Below are 20921 nucleotides of genomic sequence, written 5' to 3' on the forward strand. Positions count from 1 at the left end.
CCCGCCGGGGGCGCCGCCCCCCGGGGGGGGGCGTGGCGCCGGGGGGCGGGGGGCCCCCCCGGCCCCCGGGCCCCCGCGCCGGTGGAAACGAGATTCGCTCCCACCCTCCCCGGTGAGCCGGGGATGGGCCGACCGGTGCGGTGGGAGAACCCACCGATCGACCCCTCGGGACGTGGTTGAGTCACGCACTCCGATCGAGGGGCAACCCGAATCGTCGGCTGGGGTGCCGACGAGCCCCTCACCCATGAAGACGGATGCGCGCGTCAACTCTGACGCGGCGGCGCGAACGATGTTCATTTTCGAGATCGCGTCATACCCGGCATCCGCCCTGAGTCCTTCGGTTGCGCCCGTGCGCTGTACGACGGGCCGAGGGGGTTACTTGACTGATTTCGACGACCGAAGCACCGGGACGGAAGAAAGCGAAAGGACGGACGCAGAACTCATCGACGCGACGCGCGCGGGTGATCGCGACGCGTTCGGGGCACTGTGGCGGCGCCACATCGAAGCCGCCCGCCGCGTGGCGGGTGCGGTGACCCGCAGGTTCGACGCAGACGATCTCACCTCTGAGGCCTTCGCGAAGGTCTACCGGGCCATCCGCGCGGGCAACGGTCCCGATGAAGCGCTCATGCCCTACCTCGCGGCGACCATCCGGAACACCGCGGCCACGTGGGGCACCCGCAGCCGCGAGATCGCCGTCGAGGATCCCACCGCGTATGTCGACACTCAGGACATGGTGCAACCCGCCGTCGAGCGGGATTCCGTGCTCTCGACCGCCTTCCTCTCGCTGCCCGAGCGCTGGCGCGAGGTGCTCTGGTACAGCGAGGTCGAGGGGTACACGGCCGCCGAGATAGGGCGCGCACTCGGCCTGTCGGCCAACGCCGCAGCCGCCCTCACATATCGGGCGCGAGAAGGTCTGCGCACGGCCTGGGTGCAGGCTCATCTCGAGACGATCGACTCCGATGCGGAGTGCCGATTCGTCACCAAGAACCTCGGGGCCTATGCGCGCGGATCGGTCAGCGCCGCGACCCGCCAGCGCATCGAGCGCCACCTCGAGCGGTGCCCCTCCTGCAGGGCGCTGGCCGGCGACGCGGCGACGGTGTCGCGGCGTCTGAGGGCGCTCGTCGTCGTCGGATTCGGGACGGCTGCCGCCGGCGTCGCGCTGCCGCTCGCGCAGCCCGCGCCCGCCGTCGCCGTCGCCGGCGTCGCCGCGGCGCACTCGCATCGATCCGCCCGGACGCTCGCGCAGAGCGGAGTCGCGGTCGTCGCGACGCTGGCGGCCGCGGTCGTCGCCACCGCCCTCCTGCACCCGCAGACGCCGGTGGATCCTGCTCCGACCGCCACGCCGTACGCCCTGCTCGCCCCGTCTCCCGAAGCCGCGCCCCGCGCGACGAAGGCGCCGGCAGGACGGCCGTCGCCGGCATCCCAACCTCGCCAGACCACGCCGCCGTCGCCGGTCCCGGCGATCCCCGCAACCCCCGCAACTACCAGCCCGAGTCCGAGTCCGAGCCCAACTCCGACACCGACGCCCACGCCGAGCCCGCGACCCCCACAGGCCGCCACCCTCACCGTCGACCCCCTCGCGCAGCCGTACCCCTTCCATCCGGCCTTCACCGGTTCCGCGACGGCGGGGGCCACCGTGAGCATGTCGTCCCCAACCGGAACGCGGAGCGCCGTCGCCGACGCGAGCGGCCGGTGGAGTCTTCCGGCGGAGACAGCGCTGCCCGTAGGAACCAGCGTCCTCGAGTTCACGGCCCGCGCCCCCGGACGCGCGTCCGTCGCGGTGCAGGTCGCCTTCGAACTCGCCGGGCTCGAGGTCTGCGCGTGTCAGAGCCGTCGTCAGGGTACCGAGTCGCTCACCGTCGACATCACCGGGCTGCCGGGGCGATCGGTGCAGATCGAGCTCTCCGGCATCCGCTCCGAGGTCGTGCTCTCGCAGGACGGCACGGCGACGCTCGTCCTCCCGGCCCCGCCCGGGCATCGTCACAGCCTCCTCGGGCGCTACGTCGACGGAACGCACGAAGGTCGCTGGTTTCCCGCATCCCGGTGCCCGACCAGCGACTCAAGCTGAGAGTTGCCTGAACGCGCGTCATGATCCTCATCGCCTCCGGTCTTTATCTCTTAGCTCCGACTGGGAGCCGGAATGCTGTGGGGGGCACGTGAGCACGACGATCGATGCGCAATGGGACGTGATCGAAGACGTCCGGACCGACGACGAGCTGGTGGATGCCACGCGCGCCGGCGACGTCGAGGCCTACGGGGTGCTCTGGAAGCGGCATGCCCCGACCGCACGACGGGTGGCACGAGCGATCACCACCGCCTTCGACCCCGACGATCTCGTCGCAGAGGCGTTCGCCGCGGTGCTGTCCGCGATCCGAAGCGGAGGGGGTCCTCGCGACGGCTTCCGGCCCTACCTCTTCGCGGCGATCCGCAACACCGCCGCGACCTGGGGCTCGCGCTCGAAGGAGCTGGCGACCGACGACCTCGACGCGCGGTCGGCCCCGGCCGATGACCCGGTGGAGCGGTACGCGGACCGAGCGCTGATGGCCACCGCGTTCCGCAGCCTGCCGGAGCGGTGGCGCACGCTGCTCTGGTACCTCGAGGTCGAGGGGATGAAGCCGCGCGAGATCGCACCGCTCATGGGCATGTCGCCGAACGCGGTCTCGGCCCTCGCGTACCGTGCCCGCGACGGCTTCCGGCAGGCGTGGCTGGCGGGCCACATCGCCGAGCAGTCTCGCCCGGCCGAGTGCGCGTGGGTCTGCGAGCGGGTCATCGCGACGGGCAAGAAGCCGTTGCCTCGCGCGGATCGCGGTCGTTTCGAGGGCCACCTTCATGCGTGTCGCGCCTGCCAGATCGTCGTCGACGACGTGAAGAACGTCTCGCAGCGACTGCGCGCGATCATGATCCCGCTGGTGCTCGGGGGGACCGCCTCCGTCGGCCTGCTGCCCAGTGGCGCGGACTCGGCGTCAGCGCACACGGGCTCGGGGTCCGCCATCCCCCGCACCGTCCACCGCTCCGCCGGCTCGCTGCCCGGCATGCTCCTCGTGGCCGCCGGAGTCGTCGCCGCGCTGATCGTGGCTGCCGGCACCCTCGCCGCCGTCGCCGCCGTACTTCCCGCCCAGCGGTCAGCCGCGGACTCCGCGATCATCGCGCGCCCGCTCTCCGCGCCCGCGGACGACGCCGCTTCATCGCGCCCGACCACTGCCCCGCGGCCGGCGGCGACGCCGCGCGCTGCACAGCCGACCCGGCCCCAGGTCGTGCCGGCGCCGGCGCCCGCTCCGCCGCGTGCGCAGTCGCCCGTCGCGCCCTCGGCCGCGGCGCCTCAGCCCCCGTCCGACCCCGTGATCGAAGAGCCCGAGGCGCCGGTGGAGCCGCAGGAGCCGCCCGCGGTGCCGCGGTTCACCATGACCCTCGCCCCGTCGATGCCCGTGCCTCCAGTGCTCTCAGGAGTGGCCGAGCCGGGCGCGACGCTGGAGATCCTCGACGAGCTCGGTGCCGTTCTGGTCTCGACCCAGGTGGGCGCGGACGGCGTCTTCTTCGCCGACGTCTCCGGCGACGCCCTGCGCCAGGGAATGACGCTGTTCGCGCGCGTCGCAGGTGACTCCGCGGACGAGACTGGAACGAGCGGCGGCCTCGGCCCCCTCACCTTCGCGACGCCCGCCGTGTCCTCGCCGAGTGGCGACCACTCCCTCTCGATGACCGATCTCGACGGGGATGGGGACGCCGACGACGCTCGAGTCGAGATCACCGGCCTTCCCGGTGCTTACGTCTCCCTCCTCATCGACGGGATTCCCCAGCAGCCCGTGCTGATTCCGGACGCGGGTTCCGCCTCGTTCGACATGGTCGACGTCCATCTCGGCTCCCATGAGCTGTCCCTCCGGTACCTCGATGGCGTCGGGCGATCCGGCGTCGCGGTCGATCACCACGTGATCGTCGTCCCGGGCTCGCCCGACGCGCCGTAGGCCATTTCCGCGGGCCCGGCACACTTCCCTCGGCGCGAGTCGGCGCGGGAGGTGCTGTGCCCCAAGCACCGCACCCCCCGCGCCCCCCGAGGCGGGATCCCCATCCCGCTCCTCGGATTCGGGAGGTCCCAGGCGCCGGAATGCAGGGATTCCGGCACGTCCTCCCTACCAAGGAGGACGACATGCATCCTCGAAGATGACGCGACATCCGATGAGGCTCCACGAGTGCGGATGCCGTCATGATCTGCGCCCGCTGAGGTCAGACAGTCATCGGCAGCGAAGCCGCGCTCCCGTGGGCCGCATCGATCGAGAGGACACGCGATGGCACGCCTGAATCCCTACATCAGCTTCGACGGGAACGCCCGTGAGGCGATGGAGTATTACCGGACGGTGTTCGGCGGCACGCTGCAGATGGACACGTTCGAAGAGTTCCCGATGGACGGCATGACCGATGATCAGCTTCAGCTGATCATGCACGCGCAGCTGGAGACGCCCGCAGGCTTCACCCTGATGGGCGCGGACACGCTGCCGGGGATGCCGTTCGAAGCCGGCGCACGGATCACGATCTCGTTGAGCGGCGCGAGCTCCGACGAGGTCGCGCTGCGCGGGTGCTGGGACGCACTGGCGCGGCACGGCACGGTGACGATGCCGCTGGAGACAGCGCCGTGGGGTGCGGCGTTCGGCGGGCTGGTGGACCGGTACGGGGTGCAGTGGTTCGTGAACATCGGCGACGCGACCCAGCGGTGAGCATCGTCGGACGCCCGCGACGTCGGGAGGTGTGATGGCGACGGTCCGCGTCACTGCCGTCCCCGCCGCCGAGCTCGCCGCGATCGACAGGCTTCTGGAGTTCCGGCTGCTCGGCGACATGCCCGAGTCGCTGCGCAGCATCCTCGACGAACTCGGCGCCGCCGCGCGGGTCGACGCGGCACGGGCAGCCGCCCCGCATCTCGCGCCCGAGGTGCTGGGCGTGATCCATCCGCTCGCGAGCGGCGCATCCGGCGCGCAGACGGCCCGCTCGGACGCGGGGTGGGTGGCCAACGCGGTCCGCCTCGATCAGCGCGCGACCGTGCGATCCCACGAGCTGATGAGAGACTTCGTGCGGTGGCGCGAGGAGTACGCGTCGGCCTACCTCATCGCCCGCCGGGAGTGGTGGCGGGCGCGACTCGGGCACCTCATCACCGACGGCGAGCAGGACGTGCCCGCAGCGGTCCTGCGCGACGCCCGGGCCTAGGTTCCGGCGTCCTCGGTGAATGCCGTGTAGACGCCGTAAACCGCGAGACCGGCGAGATGCCATGCGTGCGTGCCGTCGGCACCGAGCGACACCTCTCGCGGCCGGTCGACGGCATCCGGATCGATCCGGCGGTGGTCGCTCATCCCATCGATCACGCCCATGACGGCCAGCGCGAGGTCCCGCGCGGTGAGCCCGGTCCTCATCCGCAGTCCGAGCGCCGTGTTGAGCCGCCCGTAGACCTCGGCCATCCGCTCGACGTAGCGCTGCTCGATCTCTCCGAGGAGGACGCGGATGCCCTCTCCGCCCGGGACGGAGTCACCGCTGGCCAGTGCCGCCGACAGACTGCGGTACGCGCGCCAGGTGAGGGAGTCCTCGACGGCGACGATGTTGTGCGCCGCAGTCTCGCGGATGACGGCCTGCAGCGCCGCCTCACGGCCACCCGGCTCGGCCGCGGCCGCCGCGATCGTGCTCTCGAGCAGCAGCAGGGTCGCCTCGTCGAAGCCCGCCTCGAACCCGGGATCGGCCTCGAACAGCGCGCGGACGAGGTCGGCGATGAAGGCGTCACGGTCCGGCCAGATCCGGAAGACCGTCGATCGCGGCACTCCCGCGGCGCGGATCAGATCCTCCAGCTCGAGGTTCGCGTAGTCGAGGTGCAGGCCCTCGGAAGCGACCCGCTCGATCGCCGTCCCGAGCATCAGGGCGCGTGTCTCGCCTGCGGGCCTCCGGGTGCGGGGTTCCAGGTTCGACATGGTCCGATTATCGCCTGTGCGAGGCGGCCATGGGCGGTCGGGTCGCGGTGCCGGGTCCCCAGAACCCGGCACCGGCACGGGCCGCTCGGCTGCGCACTCCTCTGCGGCCCGGTGTGCCCTACCCCCCGGCGAGCACATGGACACTTTAGAGACTGCGAGTCTCAAGTTTCAAATCCGTGTCGGATGCCGCGTCACCGCGCACCCGACAGGTACCTGCACGCGCCTCCCAGCGAGCAGAATGGGTCCCGCGGCTGCTTCAGGTCGCGGGATCAGGAGCTTCGCATGGCGGGATTCGATGGCAGGTGGGCGATCGAGGTCGCGACACTGGCGGGGTCACGACGCTACGACCTCACGCTCAGCACAGCGGGCACGGCGCTCACGGGCACGGCGGTGGGCGCGTCCGGCCCGGTTCCGATCCGCTCGGGCACGGTGACGGGGGACGTGGCGCAGTTCGTTCTGGAGCTCGCCGCGCCGTTGCCAACGTCGCTGGTGTTCCGGCTCCAGGTCGTGGGCGACCGCGTCACCGGAACGGCGCAGTCCGGCCCGTTCCCGCCCTCGAACGTTCTCGGAACCCGCGTCGCCTGACGCCCGTCCGATTGGAACGCGCACCGCGCCGGCGCGGCCCGGGTCCTGTCACGCGTCAGTGGTGGAAGGTGCCCGCTTCCTCCTCGGTCATCGAGTTCACGATCGGGTGCGCGTCGAAGTGCGCGATCGCGTCGCGGTAGTCGTTCATGAGGAGGGATGCCGCGTCGCGGTCGAATCCCTGGCGCACGAGGATCCGCTGCAACGGAAGATCTTCGCGGTCCTTGGGCATCGTGTACGCCGGCACCTGCCAGCCGCGCGTGCGCAGCCGGTCGGCGAGGTCGAACAGGTTGAACGGATGCTCCACCCCGTCCTTGAGCTTCCACGACACGGCGGGGATGCCGCTCTGCGGGCCGCCGTCGTTGATGATCTCGAAGTGCCCGAGCTGGGCGATCTGCTCGGCCAGGTACATCGCGGTGTCGTGGCACGACATCTGCACCTTGCGATAGCCCTCCCGGCCCAGCCGCACGAAGTTGTAGTACTGCGCGACGATCTGACCGCCGGGGCGTGAGAAGTTCAGCGCGAACGTCGGCATGTTGCCGCCGAGATAGTTCACGTTGAAGACCAGGTCCTCCGGCAGGTCCGCGGCATCCCGCCACACGATCCAGCCGACGCCCAGCGGCGCGAGGCCGAACTTGTGACCGGACGTGTTGATGGATTTCACGCGGGGGAGCCGGAAGTCCCACACCAGCTCCGGCACCGTGAAAGGCGCCAGGAAGCCGCCGCTGGCGCCGTCGACGTGGATCGGGATGTCGAGCCCGGTCTCCTCCTCCAGTGCGTCGAGTGCGTTGCTCACCTCGTGGACCGGCTCGTACTGCCCGGTGAAGGTGACCCCGAGGGTCGGGACGACGCCGATCGTGTTCTCGTCGACCCGCTTGATCACCTCGTCGGCGTTCATGATGAAGCGCTCGCCCTCCATCGGGATCTCGCGCAGCTCGACGTCCCAGTAGCGGGCGAATTTGTGCCAGCACACCTGCACCGGGCCGGTGATCAGGTTCGGCTTGTCCGTCGGCTTGCCCGCCGCCCGCTGACGTGCCCGCCAGTTCCACAGCAGCGCCATGCCGCCGAGCATCGCCGCCTCGCTCGATCCCGTGGTGGACGTGCCGAGCGTGTTCTGCGCCTCGGGCGAGTTCCACAGGTCGGCGAGGATGTGCACGCAGCGGGCCTCGAGCTCGGCCGTCTGCGGATACTCGTCCTTGTCGATCATGTTCTTGTCGAGGGTCTCGGCCATGATCGAGCGCACCTCGGGCTCCAGCCAGGTCTGACAGAACGTCGCGAGGTTCTGCCGCGAGTTGCCGTCGAGCATCAGCTCGTCGATCACCACCTGATACGCGTGCCGTGCCAGGTGCTCGTTCTGCGGCATCCGGTACTTCGGAAGCGACACCGACAGGTCGGTGGAGGCGAACACCTCGTCGAGCAGCTCGTCGCGGATGTCGTCCTTGTTGTGCAGCATGTCGTGGTCCTCCGGTGCGCGCCTGAACTCGCCGTGTCCAGGCGGCCAGGAGGGACGTCGGCGAGGGTTTCGAGGCAAGACTGGCCGGGGCCCTGCGGTGTGTCAACCCTCCGGCGGGGTGATCCGGAGGGTGAGGCCGTCGCGCGTCAGATGTAGCCGAACAGGGGCGGGAAGACGACGACGATGATGGCCGACCAGACGAGGTAGACCGGCATGAACCCGGTCTGCCAGCGCTCGAGCCGATCCCACGGCGTGCGCCGGAGGATGAACCGCAGGTGCAGCCACGCGGCGCCCGCGAGGTTCGCCAGCAGAATCAGGTTGAGTCCGAGCGACGCGAGCTTGTTCGGGCTCGCTCCGTACTCGGCGATCCGGCCGATCATCGCGATCAGCACGAGCAGGTCGACGAGGATGGCCGCGATCAACATCACGAGCTGCAGCCGTTCGAACCAGGACGGGGGCGCGAGCGGGTCTCGGGCCGACATCGCGTACAGCAGCAGGCCGAGCACGACCACGAGCACGACGTCGAACACGATGAGCAGGTCGCGCTGCCCGAACATCTCCGGGGCGCCGTCCACGGGCTCGACGAGGCTGCCCTGCAGGAGACCCGCCACGAAGAACGCCAGAAGCAGAAGTGTGAACAGCGGACTGAAGAGCTTGGTGAGCACGGGGGCGATGTTCTCGATGACGCTCTGCTTGGCCTCGACGAGCCACCCGGCGATGACCACAGCGCCGGCCACGCCGCACGGAATCGCCCACTCCTCCACGAAATCCGCGGCGTCGAGCCCGATGGCGCCGAAGACCGCGATCGTGAGCGCCACGAGCACCGCCCCGCCCAGGGCGATGAGCACGAAGTAGACGAACCATTCGCCGGTGAACCGGATGAAGTCCATGCGCGCCCGGCTCGAGCGCACGTCGCCTCCGACGTAGGCGATGCCCACGACGATCCACAGGGCGACGACCGCCTGGATCGCCGCGAGGGCGAGGGTCGCGGCATCCGGTTCGAAAGGGTACAGATTCAAAACCAGTGCGGTCCCAGCGAACGGGAGCGCGACGGCGGCCGTCGTCACCATCGACGCGCGGCGACGGATCAGGAAGTAGGCGGCGAGGAAAGGAAGCACGAGCAGCGCGAGGTTGCGGATGTAGAACTCGCCGCCGCTCGCGAAGCCGATGCCGAACAGCGCCGGGATCTTCACCGCCACCGCGGCCGCCACGGCGAGGCCGACGGCCAGCGGGAGCGCGCGGGAGCGCGACGCGTCGGCGCCGGGGTCCGCGATCACCAGCTGCTTCCAGAGCCTCTCCGAGTGCTCGCGGGCGAACTCGCGCGAGAGCTCGTCGACGCCTCCCATCCGTTTGACCGCCACGAGGAACGCCTCATCGGGGGCGAGACCGGATGCCTCGAGCCGGCCGATCTGGTCGCGCAGGTGATCCTCGAGCTCGTCGACGTCGCGACCGGCGATGGCGTCGCGGCGGGCGACGTAGGTCCGCCACGCGGCGATCTGCTCTTCGACGCCGGGGTCGAGGTCGGGGCTCATGCCGGTGCACCTCCGAGCGCGAACGTGCTGCGTCCGCCGTCCCGGTCGGTCCACACCTGCTGCAGCGCGTGGCTCACGACGCTCCACTGGCGACGCTGCTCGGCGAACGCGGCTTCGCCTGCGGGGCTGAGCCGGTAGTGCTTGCGGGGTCGTCCGGCCGGCGAGGCTCCCCACGTCGCCTCCACGTGCCCGAGTCGCTCGAGGCGATGGAGAAGGGGATAGAGCATGCCGTCGCTCCACTCGAGTTCGCCGCCGGACAGTTCGCCCACTCGCTGGAGGATGGCGTACCCGTACGACTCGCCCTCGGCGAGGATGCCGAGCACCATGGGGGTCGCCGCGGCGGCGACCAGGTCTTTGCCGATCTTCACGCGATCACCCTATACCTAGAAGCACAAGGTACATAGAGCTGCAAGGTACGAAGTGCCGGGCGGGAACTCCCATCCCGGATACGCTGGGGGAGGCATCCGTCCGACCACCCGAGGAGCTCCGCCCGTGCCGATCGTCGTGATGGGGGTCGCGGGATCGGGAAAGTCCACGATCGCCGCCGGCCTGGCGAAGCGCGTCGGGGGCACGTTCCTCGATGCCGACGACTTCCATCCCCCCGCGAACGTCGCCAAGATGCGGGCGGGCACGCCGCTGACTGACGAGGACCGGATGCCGTGGCTCGCCCTGGTCGCGGAGGCTATGGTGGCTGCGGAGCGGCGTGACGGCACCGCGGTCGTCGCCTGCTCGGCGCTCCGGCGGACGTACCGCGACAGCATCCGGGCCATTGCTCCCGACGCCTTCTTCGTGCAGCTCGACGGATCCCCCGAGCTCCTCGCCGAGCGCATCGGCGCGCGGACCGACCATTTCATGCCGGCCTCACTGCTCACCTCGCAGCTCGCCCTGCTCGAGCCCCTCGGACGGGACGAGGTCGGAGCAGTGGTGTCGATCGCCGCCGCGCCCGCCGACGTCGTCGCCGCGGCCTACGAGAGCTGGGCGGATGCCGCCGGCTCTGACAGGCTGTAGCCACCCCGGATCGGCCGGGGGCGAGGCAGGAGTGCGCATGGCCGGCAAGTACGATCTCGAGACGACGACGCTCGGCGAACTGCTCGACGACCCGGAAGCCCGCGGCCTCATCGTCGAACTGGTGCCCGAGCTGCCCGACCACCCGATGATCGGGTTCGCGAAGGGCATGCCCGCGGCGGCGGTGCTGAAGATGGCGGGCGGTCAGCTTCCCGCCGACACGCTCGACCAGCTCACGACCCGCATCGCCGCTCTCTGAGCCTCACTCCGCCGCGCGTGCGATCTCGGTCTTGCGGCGCTCGCGCATCGCGAGGAACAGCGGGAAGGTGAAGGCGAACGCCGTGATCGCCGCGCCGACGACGTAGAGCCACCCGAAACGCATGCCGAGGCGGCGCGCCTCGACGATCACGAACACGCTTCCGGCCACGGCGACCACGAGCAGGTCCACGGTGATCGACGAGACCGCGGGACCGCTCGAGACGAGATCGCCGAGGAAGTCGCGCAGCTGGAGGATCGCCAGCGCGTTGAAGATCCAGGTGCCGATCAGCCCCGCGACGGCGAGGCAGAGGTAGACGACGGCGAGCGGAGTCCAGTGACGCGTCATGCGCCGATCATGCCCCGGCGACCGCGGCGGGCACCGCTTCGCGTGCGGTGCGCCCCGACTCAGCCCTGCGCCCGCGGCCTGGTCCGTGACAGCGGCACGTTCGCGATCCCGGCCGCGAGCACCACGACGGCGGCCACGATCGGGGCGACGAGCGCCGCCTGCGTGCCTGCGGTCTCGGCGAGGATCCCGGTGAGAGCGGATGCCGCGGACTGGCCGACCACGACCGCCGAACCCAGCATCGTCATGACAGTGGCCGAGCGCCCGAGCGGGCTGCGCGCCGCAGCGAGGCTGTACTGGGTGACGAGGGTCGGGCCGATGCCGATGCCGATCACGAGGAGGCACGCGGTCATCGCGCCGACGCTGCCGGCGAAGGGCAGGGCGAGCGTTCCGCCGACCAGGACGAGCCCGAACACGAGCCACCGCGCCGGGAGGGTGAAGCGAGCGGGGAAGAGGGCGACGCCGAGTGCCAGCGCGGCCGATCCGATGCCCATCGCACCGTAGACCAGGCCGGCCTGCTCGGGCACCCCCCGCTCCGCCATGAAGGCCGTGAGGGAGGTGAGCATCGCGCCGAAGAACAGGCCCATCCCCAGCGTGCCGACGACGGTCGTGAGCAGTGCCGGGCGGAGCAGCTCGCGCGCGGCCGCCTGCTGCGGCTGGGCGCCGTGGGCGACAGGGGCCGCGGCAGCGGTCGGATGCAGGGCGAATGCGGTCACGAACACCAGGGCGAGCACGGCCGCGCCGATCACGGGGGCCGCCGGGCTCATGGTGGTGGCGAGCAGTCCCACGATCACCGGGCCGAAGACGAACACGATCTCGTCCGCGGCGGATTCGTAGGCCATCGTCCCGCCCACGGCGGCGTCACGGCGGTCCTTCGAGAACGTGCGGCCGATGATCCCGACCAGCCGGCTGCGCGAGAGCGGCGCGACCTGGGGCATCGACGCGCCGATGAGGAACGCGACGACGAGGAGCGCGGCATCCGGAACCGCGGCGAACGCGAGCCACGCGATCGCGACCAGCAGCAGGCTGTTCACGGTGCCCGCGATGAGCAGCACGCGGCGCTGGCCGAAACGGTCGGCGGCAGCGCCGAGCAGCGGACCGAACAGGGCGGTGCCGAGGCCCGTCATGGCGGACGTGAGGCCGCCGAGGGCGAGCGAGTCGCGCGCCGAGACCACGAGGGTCAGGATGCCGACCACCATCATGGCGAAGGGCAGGCGCGCGATCAGCGCGATCGGGAAGTAGCCGAATCCGGCCTCGCGGACGAGGCTCGTGCGGCGAGGCGCCGCGAGAGTGGTGTGCATCGTTGTTCCTGTGCAGTTCCGCCGCGGGATGCGGCACGTCGTGCCGCCTTGGCCGCGGGGCCAGGTAGATACACATCGAGGATGGTGACCCCAGTCTACCGGGTGCGGCCCGGGCGGTACCTGAGGGTGCCCGGCGATAGGATCCGGGCATGTCTTTCCAGGCCTACCTCGACGCGGTCGAGACCAAGACGGGACTCACCCCGCGACAGCTGATCGACCTCGCTCACGACAAGGGCTTCGACGAGACGACCAAAGCGACGCCGATCGTGGAGTGGCTCGCCGCCGACTACGGCCTCGGGCGCGGCCACGCGATGGCGATCGTGCACGTGATCACCAAGGGTCCGCAGATCAGCGACAAGCACGTCGACTCCGGCGGGACGCACTCCGACCCGTCGAACACCCTCTGGCTCGACGGGAAGGCTTCCAACCCGGCCGGCTGAGCGTCAGTCCCGGGATCGCCGCCACCAGCGGCGGCGCGGCGGCGCGGCATCCGGTGACGGCTCGGGGCGACGGGAACGGCGCCCGGCCCAGGCCACGATCTCGGCCTCGACGTCGCGCAGAGGTGTGATGACGGGCGGCCCGCCGAGCAGCTGACGCCGCGCCTCGATCACGCGCCGGTTGAAGTCCTCGAGGGTCTCGCGCACGTCCTCCTCGCGCGAGAGCTCGTCGAGCCGTGCCTCGAGCTCGGCGTCCTCGACCCGCAGTCGAAGGGCCGGCGGGCCGAGACCCGTCAGCTGCTCGGACTGGATCTTGCGCCGGATCCACCAGTCCGGGTCGTGCGAGGACCCGAGGCCCGGGATGGGCTTGCCCGCGCCCGGCAGGTCGTCGAAGTCGCCGCGCCGGATCGCCTGCTGGATCGTCACCTCGACATAGGCCGCACGGTCGACCGCGCCCGCTGCGCCGGACCGGGACTCCTCGGCCGCAGCATCCGTCCCTCCGCCGTCGCGCTCCTGGCGATAGCGCGCGGCCGAGATGCGGGGATCGTCGCTCATCGTCACCTCCGGTCGATGCGGTCAGCCCACGTGGGTGCGCCAGGTGTGCTGCGGGTCGAAGCCCAGCAGGCGACGCGCCTTGTCGATCGACAGGAGCGTGTCGTTCGGGCCGAAGTCGCGGGCGACCGGCACGCCCGGGAACACCTCAGCGAGGAGTTCGGCGTTGGGGCGGGACATGACGGTGTCGGATGCCGCGATCAGGAAGTTGTCGAAACCCGGCGGGGCGACCTCGAGGGCGCGCTGGACGGCCTGGGCGCCGTCGCGGGCATCGATGTACCCCCAGAGGTTCCACTTGCGCAGGCGCGCATCCGCGTCGAACGAGGGGAACTCGGCGTAGTCCTCGGGCACCATCACGTTCGAGAAGCGCAGCGCCGTGATCGACAGGTCGGGGTGCCAGCGCACCAGCTCGAGCGCGAGGCGCTCCTCGAGGGTCTTGACCAGCGAGTACACCGACTCGGGGCGCGGTGCGTAGTCCTCGTCGACCGGCACATAGGGCGGCGGCGCGTCGAACGGGAGGCCCTGGACCGTCTCGCTGGAGGCGTAGACGATGCGACGGATGCCGAGCCGCACCGCCGCCCAGAAGACGTTGAACGTCGCGGCCATGTTGTTGTGGAAGGTCGCGATGTCGCTGCGGATGCCGGGCGCCGGGATCGCGCCGAGGTGCACGACCGCGTCGATGCCGTCGTGGCGATCCCCGACTCCTCCGAACGCGTCGATCACCTGGCCGTAGTCGGTGAGGTCGACCTGCACGAAGGAGGGTCCGCGTGTGCCGACGACGTCCATGCCGATGACGTCGTATCCCGCCGCCCGGAGCTCGCGGGCGACGACGGTTCCGAGCTTTCCGGTGGACCCGGTGAGAGCGATGCGCATGCTTCCAGCGTGCCACGGCTGCGGCATCCGGGTCCCGAAACCAACCCGGGCGTCAGGCCCGAGACGTCTCCAGCCGGCGCAGCCGCCGGCGCGCGAAGTCCTGGGCGCGCGGTCCGGAGTTCAAGGCCCGCTCGGTCACCGCGAGGACGACCCGTGTCGCGGTGACGGCCGGGAGCAGGGTGCGTCGCACTCCCAGCAGCTTCCGGTACCGGCGCGGGATGGTCGCGACCGCGCCCGCGAACAGCACGCGGTAGGCCAGCGACATCGAGCGCGATCCGGGGAACGGCGGACGGCGGAGGAAACGCACGACGTCGTCGACGCGCTCGTCGCGTCGCAGGATGCCGCGCTCGAGGTAGTCGTCGAGCTTCGCTCGGAGCTCCGCCTCGGTGCGCGGCGGCTCGGCCACCCGCATGAGCCGTCCGGCAGTCGCCCACTCGCCGACGTAGCCGTCGGCACCGCCGGGAATCGCGCGGCCCCAGGTCTGGTGGCACGAGAGGAACGCGTCCGTGAAGGCCAGGTGCACCCACTCGACCAGTTCGGCGTCAGCCGCCGAGTACGAGCGCTCGGCCCCGTCCGCGGCCCGGTAGGTGCCCGTCACCCGCTCGTGGAAGCGCCCGACCCTGGCCGTCTCGCGCTCGGCCTGGGCGCGCGAGCCGTAGGTGAGGCAGATCACCCAGCGGACCGTGCCCGTGAGCCGGCCGATCGGATCCTCCCGGTAGCGCGACCAGTCGTGAACCCCCGCGAGCGCGCCGGGATGCAGCGCCTGCATCAGCAGCGCCCGGATGCCCGCGACCATCGTGCCCATTCCGCCGTGCACCACCCACGCCGCGCCGTCTTCGGGGAAGTAGCCCGCGTCGTCGCCCTCGGCGAGGTCGCGCACCCAGGGCGGCGTGCCGGCGGGGTCGCCCGAGAGGGCGGTGAGCAGCCGCGCGCGCACGCCGGCGATCGCGCCGCTGCGGCCTCCGGCATCCGTCTTCGTCACCCCTCCAGCGTCCCACGGCGACGGATGCCGCGGCCCGCCAGACGGGCCGTTCGGGCCGGGCCGGCCGGACCGCCCCGGGCCGAAAGACTGCCGCGTCACGGTGACACGCCGCTCCGGGATGCCGCGACGCGGCGTGTCACGTGACCGAGCAGTCTTTCGGCCCGATGTCGGGGCGACGGATCAGCCGCAGGTGCGCGCCGCGTAGTCGGCCGTCACCGTGCCGGACACCGCGCCGTGGGTGACCGTCGCCCGCACCTCTCCCGCGGCGATCGAACCGGCGCGCGTCGTGAACGCGTACGAGGTCGTCTTGCCGGCGGGGATCGTGGCCGACCTCGTGCCGAACGACGTCTGCACTTCGACCTGCGCGGCGTCGGTCGAGCCGTTCGCGAGCGTGGCGGTGAGCACCACCTTGCCCGAGACGCAGCGCGTCGCCGTCGACACCTGGACGTCGACCGCCGGTTCCACCGTGACGGTGGCCTCGACGGGCATGCGCGAGTCGTCCTGTGCGACGCCCGCGACGGTGAACGTGCCGGGGGCGGCGTAGCTGGCGGGATCGACGGCCTCCCATGCGACGGCGACCGTCTGCTGCGAGCCGTCGGCCTTCGTGAGCTCGGCCTGCGGCAGCACGGGCGCCGCGCCGGCGCGGGTCGTGACGTCGAGCGCTCCGACGGACGCGACCGCGATGTGCGGCGCGTACGCCTCCAGCACCTTCTGGTACTCGGCGCGGGTGACCGGGATCACCGTGCCGTGGCGGGGCTTGCCGCCGTCGGAGTTCTGCGGCAGGTTGGCCCGGAGCTTCGTCCCCAGCGGCACCCACGAGTCGCCGTCGGCGATGTCGTCCGAGCCGAACGGGATGTAGTAGTTCGGTCCGCCGTGGTAGTTCGGCTGATCGATGAAGAGGAACCAGTCCAACCCATTCACGTCGCCCTCGTTCGCGGGGAAGATGCTCGGGCCCTCGCCGCTCGAGTACGTGCCGCCCGGCTCGCCGTTGGGCAGGCCCGAGGCGACGCGCTCCTTGACCAGCGTCCACTGGTCAGCCGGTCCGGTCGCGCCGGGAAGCGTGCCGGTGGTCGTGGCCAGCAGGTCCGTCGACTTCTCCTGGCGCAGCGTCATGGATGCCTCGTCCTTGGTGAACCGGTGGTACACGCCGTCGACTTTCGCGACCGTCGAGTCGATCAGTCCGCGACCGGTGCCACGAGGGACGTCGCTCCAGATCCGGGGCTCCGAGAATGTCACGAAGTCGTCGGTCGTCGCGTACATCATGCGGTTGTACGTCACGGCCGTGCGGTCCGCGGCGTTCGGAGTCGGGTACAGGTTCGACGCCCAGAAGACGACGAAGGTGTCGAGCTCCTCGTCCCAGTAGGCCTCCGGGGCCCACGTGTTCCCGGCGAAGTCGGACGACACCTTGACGTGTCGCTGCTCCGACCAATTGACGAGGTCGTCCGACTCCCACACCTCGATGTAGCGCGAGCCCGAGATCTGCGCCGTGGTGAAGCCCCCCGCGAGTCCCGCGACCTTCAGGTCGGTGGCCAGCATGTAGAAGCGGTCACCCTCGGGGGAGCGGATGATGAACGGGTCGCGCAGGCCCTGCGTGCCGAGCTCGGAGGTGAACAGCGGCTCGCCGTCGTTCAGGGTGTTCCACGCCAGCGCGTCGTTGCCCTTCGAGGCGGCCAGGCTGACGCGCTCGGCGCCGGCGCCTTCGCCGGTGAAGAACGCCCACACGTACGCCTCGGTGTCGGCGGTGCCGGCGGGCATGGGCTGGACCTGGAGACGGAACTCCCGCGTGCGCTGCGCGGTGCCGTTCGTCGCCGTGGCGGTGAGCACGACCTCGACGGCCTCCGTGCCGGCGGCCGGTCGTTCGACCTCGACGGTGCGGGCATCGGCGGTCACGCCGTCGCGCAGGCTCGCGTAAGCCGCGCCGGAGCTCACCGCCCACGTGATCGCCGAGCCCTGCTCTCCGGTCGCAGGGACCGAGAAGTTCGTGCGGATGTTGCCGGCCCCGCGGATCTCGACGGCATCGAGATCCTGCTGCGCCTTCACGTCGTCGGCGAGGTCCTCGGGAACCGTGACCGCGTAGGTGCGGGTGCGCGTCTCACCGCCGACGGTGAAGATCGCGGTGAGCGTCACAGTCGCGTCGCCCGCGCCCGCGGCGGGGCGGGTGACTGCGGCGGTCCCGCCGGTCACGGCGATCGCGGGGTCGTCCGATTCCCACGTGACCTGCGCGCCGTAGCTGCTGGTGGGAAGGGTGAAGTCTGCAACCGCCGACCCCGGCACGTCGACGGCCGCGACGGCGCGATCGAGCGCCTCGCCTGCGAAGAGGGCCTGCACCTCGGTCTCGTCGAGAGCCTCGCCGTAGATCGCGAAGTCGTCGACCTCGCCGTTCCAGTTGGCGTCGTTGTAGGTCGAACGGCCGATGTACGACACGAGCGACGAGCCGAACGACGCCACGTTGCGCGCGATCGCCGTCTGGGCGATCCGGGTGCCGTTCACGTAGACGCGAAGCTGTCCGGCCGTGCCGTCGATGACCGTCGTGTAGAGCGACATCCCCGCGGGGGTGCGGATGCCGGATGTCGCGGCGTTCGTGGATCCGGGGCCGACCTCGGTGCCCCACGGGGCCGCGGCGTTGGTCGTGTTGGTGATGACGTCCTTGACGTAGCCGGCCGGGTTGGTCGGATTGAGGAGCCAGTACCCCGATGAGAACGACGCGCCGGAGGCGACGGGGGCACCGATGAAGGCCGCTGCGACGTTGGCGGGCCCGGTGCGGTTGGACATCCACGTCGAGATCGTCAGATCGGCCTTGCCGACCAGCGGCGCCGACGGGATCTCGACGTACGCGGACGTCGTGCGCGAGCCGCCGGGAAGGCTGAGGACGCCGTCGCTGACCACCGCGCCCGACTGGCGGACGGTCGCATCGTGCCCGTTGCCGCTCGCGTCGACGACGTTCGTGCCCGAAGCAGCGTCGAACGTGTAGTGGATGAGGGGCTGCGCCTCGATCGCGGCGTGCGCCGCGGGCGCGACGGCGCCGGTCAGTGCGAGGGCGACGGCCGTGGCGACCGCACCGCCTCTCGCGAGGATTCGGGTTGTGCGGCGCGTTCGCATGCGCTGGTTCCTCGTCTCGTCGGGGTCGCGCCGACGGCGTTGCGACCGCGACGTCGCCGTCGGGTCGACTCTGTGCGTCGTCGCGCAGGGAGTTCGGCGGCCGTGCCCGGGAGGGATGGGTCGCAGGTGTCTGGTTGTTACCGAGAACACTCTCGGATTCCCCCACGGTACGAGCGCGGCAGCCGCGATGTCAAGGGTGGCGCGCCCGTTTCAGTTAGCGCTAACGCAGACCACGCCGATCGTCGAGCCGGAGGGAGGGGCGCCGTGCGAGCCTCGCAGAAGCGGCGAGTTCCGCGAGGCTCGTTGCGGGAGCGGGCGACGGCGCCTCAGCGGCAGGTCGCCGCAAGGTCGATCATCCCCTGCGACGGGTAGCCGTACGCCTGCGTGCCGTTGCCCGACGCAGTGTGCCCCAGACTGATCGCCCATGCTGTGGCCCACTCTTCGTTCGCGGCGGAGTCGCTCGAATCGAACTTCTGCCAGCACTTGGAAGTGATCGAATGGCCGACCTCGTGAGTGACCAGTGCACGCGCATCGGCGGACGGCCACTGCTCGGCGACCGAGTCCGACAGCGTGATGGTCGAATAGCCGCCGCGATCGGGCGTCCAGGTGGCGGTCCCCGCCATTCCCCAGCTGCCGCCGTAGCCGTTGACCACGGGCGCCCAGTCGAAGTCGAGCACGACACCACCCGAGATCGAGCGGGCGTAGGCCTCGATCTCGAGTCGGATGCCGGCGAGGGGGCCGGCCTTCTCGGCGAGTTCGTTCGCATTCGAGCGCACCAGCCCGGCGGCGAGGCTCGTGTACCGCTTGACCGCGGCGACCGCTCGTGACCCGACCCGCTCGAGACCCGCAACGGTCTCGGCCGAATCACGGAAGTCGAGGACCGACGAGCTGCGCGCCGAGATGTTGGCGGTCTCCAGCTTCGCCGCGGCAGGCGCCGCGCTGGCGAACAGGGCGACGCCGGCATCGTCCAGTTCTTCCTGGGCGGAGCCGACGTCCATGGCGGAGGCCTCGGCGGCGAGGCGGGCGTCGTCGGCGTCCACCGTGCGGTGCTCGAACTCGCTCGCGAGCCCCAGGAGGTCCCATGTCCACAGCGGCTTCTCGGCGATCACGGGAAGCGGCGAGTCCAGGAGGTCGTCAGCGACGCCGAGCGTGGCCTCGGCCTCTGCCGTCGCCGACGCCAGTGCGTCGATCGCGGTCGCGGCGACCACGGCATCGGTCGCGACATCCACGATCTGGCCCGCCCACACGGCCGTCGACGACGTCACCAGCGCGTCGGCGCCGAGATCCTGCCGCACGGCTGCTGCGCGGTCGACGGCGGCGCGGAGAGCACCGTCGGCTTGGTCGAACACGAGGTTCGCCCAGAGATGCAGCGATGCCGCGGCGCAGATCGACGCGATCGCCGCGACCGTCAGGATGATCCAGCGTCGACGCCTGCGCGGCGGGGCCGGCGCGACCGCTTCCGGGGGCCACGGCGCCTCGGGCTGGGTGGGCGGGGGCGTCTCGGCGGCGATCTCCACCCCTGAACTCTATGGAATCCGCGCGCCACCCTACGCCCACCCCGCTGCCGCTGCCGCTGCTCGCTGGCCGTCCGCCGATCGAGTCGCCCCTTCCGTCGGTCATCGGCGCTTGGTGACCGCGGGTCGATTCGATCTTGTTTCCGCTAACTGTTGCCGGTAACATCCCCGGAGAGCCAGTCGATCCACCGTCGGATCCGAGAGCAAAGGTGCGAACATGCTCAACCTTTCCACGAGCGCTGACCTACGTGAGACAGAGGCACTCGGCCGCGGCTGAGGCTTCCAGCGAGTCCCGACGGCCGGATGGTCCGGTCGCTCGCAACTTCGGCTCGGCAGGGGTGCCGACCGGGAATTGGAGAAACGAATGAACAAGCGAGGACTGATCGCGCGCACCACCGCCGGTGCGCTCGGCGGGATGCTCCTGATCGGCGTCGCCGGCGCAGCCATCGCCGATGAGGTGGGCAGCGACGACGTCGACGTCAACGTCACGATCGAGGCCTTGGAGCCCGTCGGCGCGCTCACGATGAGCGTCGCGGCAGACTCGACGGCGCTCACCGAGGTCGACTCGGGCGACCCCGCCGTTCGTCAGTTCGACGGCGTGCTTCCGACGGTCACCGTCACCGACGACCGGGCCGAGGTTCCCGCCGACACCTACTGGTACGTCAACGGCCAGTCGTCCGCCTTCACGGCCGAAGGCCTGCCGGCGATCGGCCCCGAGCACCTCGGGTGGGCCCCGGCGCTGACGAGTGACGACAGCAACGGCGACGTGATCGCCGGCGAGCAGGTCGACACCATCCTCGACGACGGCCCCGACGCCGTGGGTCTCGGCGGCGAGGAGCTGCTGGCAATCGCGCCGAACTTCGGCGAGCTGCCCAGCGGCTCGTGGACCGCCAACGCCGACCTGTTCCTCAAGACGCCGGTGGATGTCGCCCCCGGCGCCTACTCGGCGACGATCACCCTCACGCTGTGGGAGGACGCCATTACCGGCGAGTGACGCACTCGTGTTGAATCGGGTCGGGGGGGGGGTGTGGCCCCCCCCCCCCCACAGAGG

20 protein-coding genes are annotated in these 20921 nt (G+C 71.1%); 9 read left to right on the forward strand and 11 right to left on the reverse strand.

Annotated features, from left to right (window positions below; all coding sequences use genetic code 11):
* The first annotated feature begins 289 nt into the window (after window positions 1-289).
* The 4 genes from ACE3O1_RS08770 (at window position 290) to ACE3O1_RS08785 (ending at window position 5190) form a co-directional block, all read left to right on the forward strand.
* The gene (locus ACE3O1_RS08770) at window positions 290-2068 is read left to right on the forward strand and encodes a sigma-70 family RNA polymerase sigma factor (RefSeq protein WP_374314556.1); all 1779 of its coding nucleotides are present in this window, start codon (window positions 290-292) and stop codon (window positions 2066-2068) included.
* 88 nt (window positions 2069-2156) lie between these two features.
* Window positions 2157-3959: a sigma-70 family RNA polymerase sigma factor gene (locus tag ACE3O1_RS08775; protein ID WP_374314558.1), complete on the forward strand. Its 1803-nt coding sequence runs from the start codon at window positions 2157-2159 to the stop codon at window positions 3957-3959.
* Between the two features lie 321 nt (window positions 3960-4280).
* Window positions 4281-4706 carry a VOC family protein gene (locus tag ACE3O1_RS08780; RefSeq protein WP_374314560.1) on the forward strand — a complete coding sequence of 142 codons (426 nt, stop codon included), beginning with the start codon at window positions 4281-4283 and terminating at the stop codon, window positions 4704-4706.
* Between the two features lie 34 nt (window positions 4707-4740).
* A complete protein-coding gene (locus ACE3O1_RS08785; protein ID WP_374314562.1) occupies window positions 4741-5190 on the forward strand; it encodes a hypothetical protein in 450 nt (149 codons plus the stop codon).
* Here ACE3O1_RS08785 and ACE3O1_RS08790 read toward each other — a convergent pair.
* The gene (locus ACE3O1_RS08790; protein ID WP_374314564.1) at window positions 5187-5939 is read right to left on the reverse strand and encodes a hypothetical protein; all 753 of its coding nucleotides are present in this window, start codon (window positions 5937-5939) and stop codon (window positions 5187-5189) included. The genes ACE3O1_RS08785 and ACE3O1_RS08790 overlap by 4 nt on opposite strands.
* Before the next feature lie 282 nt (window positions 5940-6221).
* Between ACE3O1_RS08790 and ACE3O1_RS08795 the strand changes: the two genes are divergently transcribed.
* Entirely contained in the window at window positions 6222-6524 is a 303-nt protein-coding gene (locus tag ACE3O1_RS08795) for a hypothetical protein (protein ID WP_374314566.1), read from the forward strand.
* Between the two features lie 55 nt (window positions 6525-6579).
* On the opposite strand, the gene ACE3O1_RS08800 is transcribed toward ACE3O1_RS08795, so the two are convergent.
* From ACE3O1_RS08800 to ACE3O1_RS08810, 3 genes are all read right to left on the reverse strand, one after another.
* Window positions 6580-7974 (reverse strand): glutamate decarboxylase, encoded by a 1395-nt coding sequence (locus ACE3O1_RS08800; protein WP_374314568.1) that lies wholly within the window; start codon window positions 7972-7974, stop codon window positions 6580-6582.
* A 146-nt stretch (window positions 7975-8120) separates the two neighbouring features.
* Window positions 8121-9506 carry a permease prefix domain 1-containing protein gene (locus ACE3O1_RS08805; RefSeq protein ID WP_374314570.1) on the reverse strand — a complete coding sequence of 462 codons (1386 nt, stop codon included), beginning with the start codon at window positions 9504-9506 and terminating at the stop codon, window positions 8121-8123.
* A complete protein-coding gene (locus tag ACE3O1_RS08810) occupies window positions 9503-9874 on the reverse strand; it encodes a PadR family transcriptional regulator (protein WP_374314572.1) in 372 nt (123 codons plus the stop codon). Before ACE3O1_RS08810 ends, ACE3O1_RS08805 begins: the two co-directional genes overlap by 4 nt.
* A gap of 124 nt (window positions 9875-9998) precedes the next feature.
* On the opposite strand from ACE3O1_RS08810, the gene ACE3O1_RS08815 reads away from it, so the two are divergent.
* Window positions 9999-10514 carry a gluconokinase gene (locus ACE3O1_RS08815; protein ID WP_374314574.1) on the forward strand — a complete coding sequence of 172 codons (516 nt, stop codon included), beginning with the start codon at window positions 9999-10001 and terminating at the stop codon, window positions 10512-10514.
* A gap of 37 nt (window positions 10515-10551) precedes the next feature.
* On the forward strand, window positions 10552-10770 hold the full coding sequence (locus ACE3O1_RS08820) for a hypothetical protein (RefSeq protein WP_374314576.1): 219 nt from the start codon (window positions 10552-10554) through the stop codon (window positions 10768-10770).
* Between the two features lie 3 nt (window positions 10771-10773).
* On the opposite strand, the gene ACE3O1_RS08825 is transcribed toward ACE3O1_RS08820, so the two are convergent.
* Complete coding sequence (locus tag ACE3O1_RS08825; RefSeq protein WP_374314579.1) at window positions 10774-11115, reverse strand: DUF2834 domain-containing protein; 342 nt, start codon at window positions 11113-11115, stop codon at window positions 10774-10776.
* A 59-nt stretch (window positions 11116-11174) separates the two neighbouring features.
* A complete protein-coding gene (locus ACE3O1_RS08830; protein WP_374314581.1) occupies window positions 11175-12413 on the reverse strand; it encodes an MFS transporter in 1239 nt (412 codons plus the stop codon).
* A gap of 149 nt (window positions 12414-12562) precedes the next feature.
* On the opposite strand from ACE3O1_RS08830, the gene ACE3O1_RS08835 reads away from it, so the two are divergent.
* On the forward strand, window positions 12563-12853 hold the full coding sequence (locus ACE3O1_RS08835) for a DUF4287 domain-containing protein (protein WP_374314583.1): 291 nt from the start codon (window positions 12563-12565) through the stop codon (window positions 12851-12853).
* Window positions 12854-12856: 3 nt separating this feature from the next.
* On the opposite strand, the gene ACE3O1_RS08840 is transcribed toward ACE3O1_RS08835, so the two are convergent.
* The 5 genes from ACE3O1_RS08840 to ACE3O1_RS08860 form a co-directional block, all read right to left on the reverse strand.
* Complete coding sequence (locus ACE3O1_RS08840; protein WP_374314585.1) at window positions 12857-13405, reverse strand: DUF1992 domain-containing protein; 549 nt, start codon at window positions 13403-13405, stop codon at window positions 12857-12859.
* A 21-nt stretch (window positions 13406-13426) separates the two neighbouring features.
* Entirely contained in the window at window positions 13427-14275 is an 849-nt protein-coding gene (locus ACE3O1_RS08845; protein ID WP_374314587.1) for an NAD-dependent epimerase/dehydratase family protein, read from the reverse strand.
* A gap of 52 nt (window positions 14276-14327) precedes the next feature.
* Window positions 14328-15257 carry an oxygenase MpaB family protein gene (locus ACE3O1_RS08850; RefSeq protein WP_374314589.1) on the reverse strand — a complete coding sequence of 310 codons (930 nt, stop codon included), beginning with the start codon at window positions 15255-15257 and terminating at the stop codon, window positions 14328-14330.
* Between the two features lie 180 nt (window positions 15258-15437).
* Entirely contained in the window at window positions 15438-18356 is a 2919-nt protein-coding gene (locus tag ACE3O1_RS08855; RefSeq protein WP_374314591.1) for an immunoglobulin-like domain-containing protein, read from the reverse strand.
* Window positions 18357-18682: 326 nt separating this feature from the next.
* The gene (locus ACE3O1_RS08860; protein WP_374314593.1) at window positions 18683-19873 is read right to left on the reverse strand and encodes a hypothetical protein; all 1191 of its coding nucleotides are present in this window, start codon (window positions 19871-19873) and stop codon (window positions 18683-18685) included.
* A 361-nt stretch (window positions 19874-20234) separates the two neighbouring features.
* On the opposite strand from ACE3O1_RS08860, the gene ACE3O1_RS08865 reads away from it, so the two are divergent.
* The gene (locus ACE3O1_RS08865; protein ID WP_374314595.1) at window positions 20235-20864 is read left to right on the forward strand and encodes a hypothetical protein; all 630 of its coding nucleotides are present in this window, start codon (window positions 20235-20237) and stop codon (window positions 20862-20864) included.
* Window positions 20865-20921: the final 57 nt, after the last annotated feature.

The organism is Microbacterium sp. (genome assembly GCF_041909575.1).
Lineage (GTDB): Bacteria > Actinomycetota > Actinomycetes > Actinomycetales > Microbacteriaceae > Microbacterium.

Bases quoted from the DNA above. Each gene is read 5' to 3' on its own strand.
- ACE3O1_RS08770 (WP_374314556.1), top strand. From the start codon at position 290: ATGTTCATTTTCGAGATCGCGTCATACCCGGCATCCGCCCTGAGTCCT.
- ACE3O1_RS08780 (WP_374314560.1), top strand. From the start codon at position 4,281: ATGGCACGCCTGAATCCCTACATCAGCTTCGACGGGAACGCCCGTGAG.
- ACE3O1_RS08785 (WP_374314562.1), top strand. From the start codon at position 4,741: ATGGCGACGGTCCGCGTCACTGCCGTCCCCGCCGCCGAGCTCGCCGCG.
- ACE3O1_RS08790 (WP_374314564.1), bottom strand. From the start codon at position 5,939: ATGTCGAACCTGGAACCCCGCACCCGGAGGCCCGCAGGCGAGACACGC.
- ACE3O1_RS08795 (WP_374314566.1), top strand. From the start codon at position 6,222: ATGGCGGGATTCGATGGCAGGTGGGCGATCGAGGTCGCGACACTGGCG.
- ACE3O1_RS08800 (WP_374314568.1), bottom strand. From the start codon at position 7,974: ATGCTGCACAACAAGGACGACATCCGCGACGAGCTGCTCGACGAGGTG.
- ACE3O1_RS08805 (WP_374314570.1), bottom strand. From the start codon at position 9,506: ATGAGCCCCGACCTCGACCCCGGCGTCGAAGAGCAGATCGCCGCGTGG.
- ACE3O1_RS08820 (WP_374314576.1), top strand. From the start codon at position 10,552: ATGGCCGGCAAGTACGATCTCGAGACGACGACGCTCGGCGAACTGCTC.
- ACE3O1_RS08825 (WP_374314579.1), bottom strand. From the start codon at position 11,115: ATGACGCGTCACTGGACTCCGCTCGCCGTCGTCTACCTCTGCCTCGCC.
- ACE3O1_RS08830 (WP_374314581.1), bottom strand. From the start codon at position 12,413: ATGCACACCACTCTCGCGGCGCCTCGCCGCACGAGCCTCGTCCGCGAG.
- ACE3O1_RS08835 (WP_374314583.1), top strand. From the start codon at position 12,563: ATGTCTTTCCAGGCCTACCTCGACGCGGTCGAGACCAAGACGGGACTC.
- ACE3O1_RS08840 (WP_374314585.1), bottom strand. From the start codon at position 13,405: ATGAGCGACGATCCCCGCATCTCGGCCGCGCGCTATCGCCAGGAGCGC.
- ACE3O1_RS08845 (WP_374314587.1), bottom strand. From the start codon at position 14,275: ATGCGCATCGCTCTCACCGGGTCCACCGGAAAGCTCGGAACCGTCGTC.
- ACE3O1_RS08855 (WP_374314591.1), bottom strand. From the start codon at position 18,356: ATGCGAACGCGCCGCACAACCCGAATCCTCGCGAGAGGCGGTGCGGTC.
- ACE3O1_RS08865 (WP_374314595.1), top strand. From the start codon at position 20,235: ATGAACAAGCGAGGACTGATCGCGCGCACCACCGCCGGTGCGCTCGGC.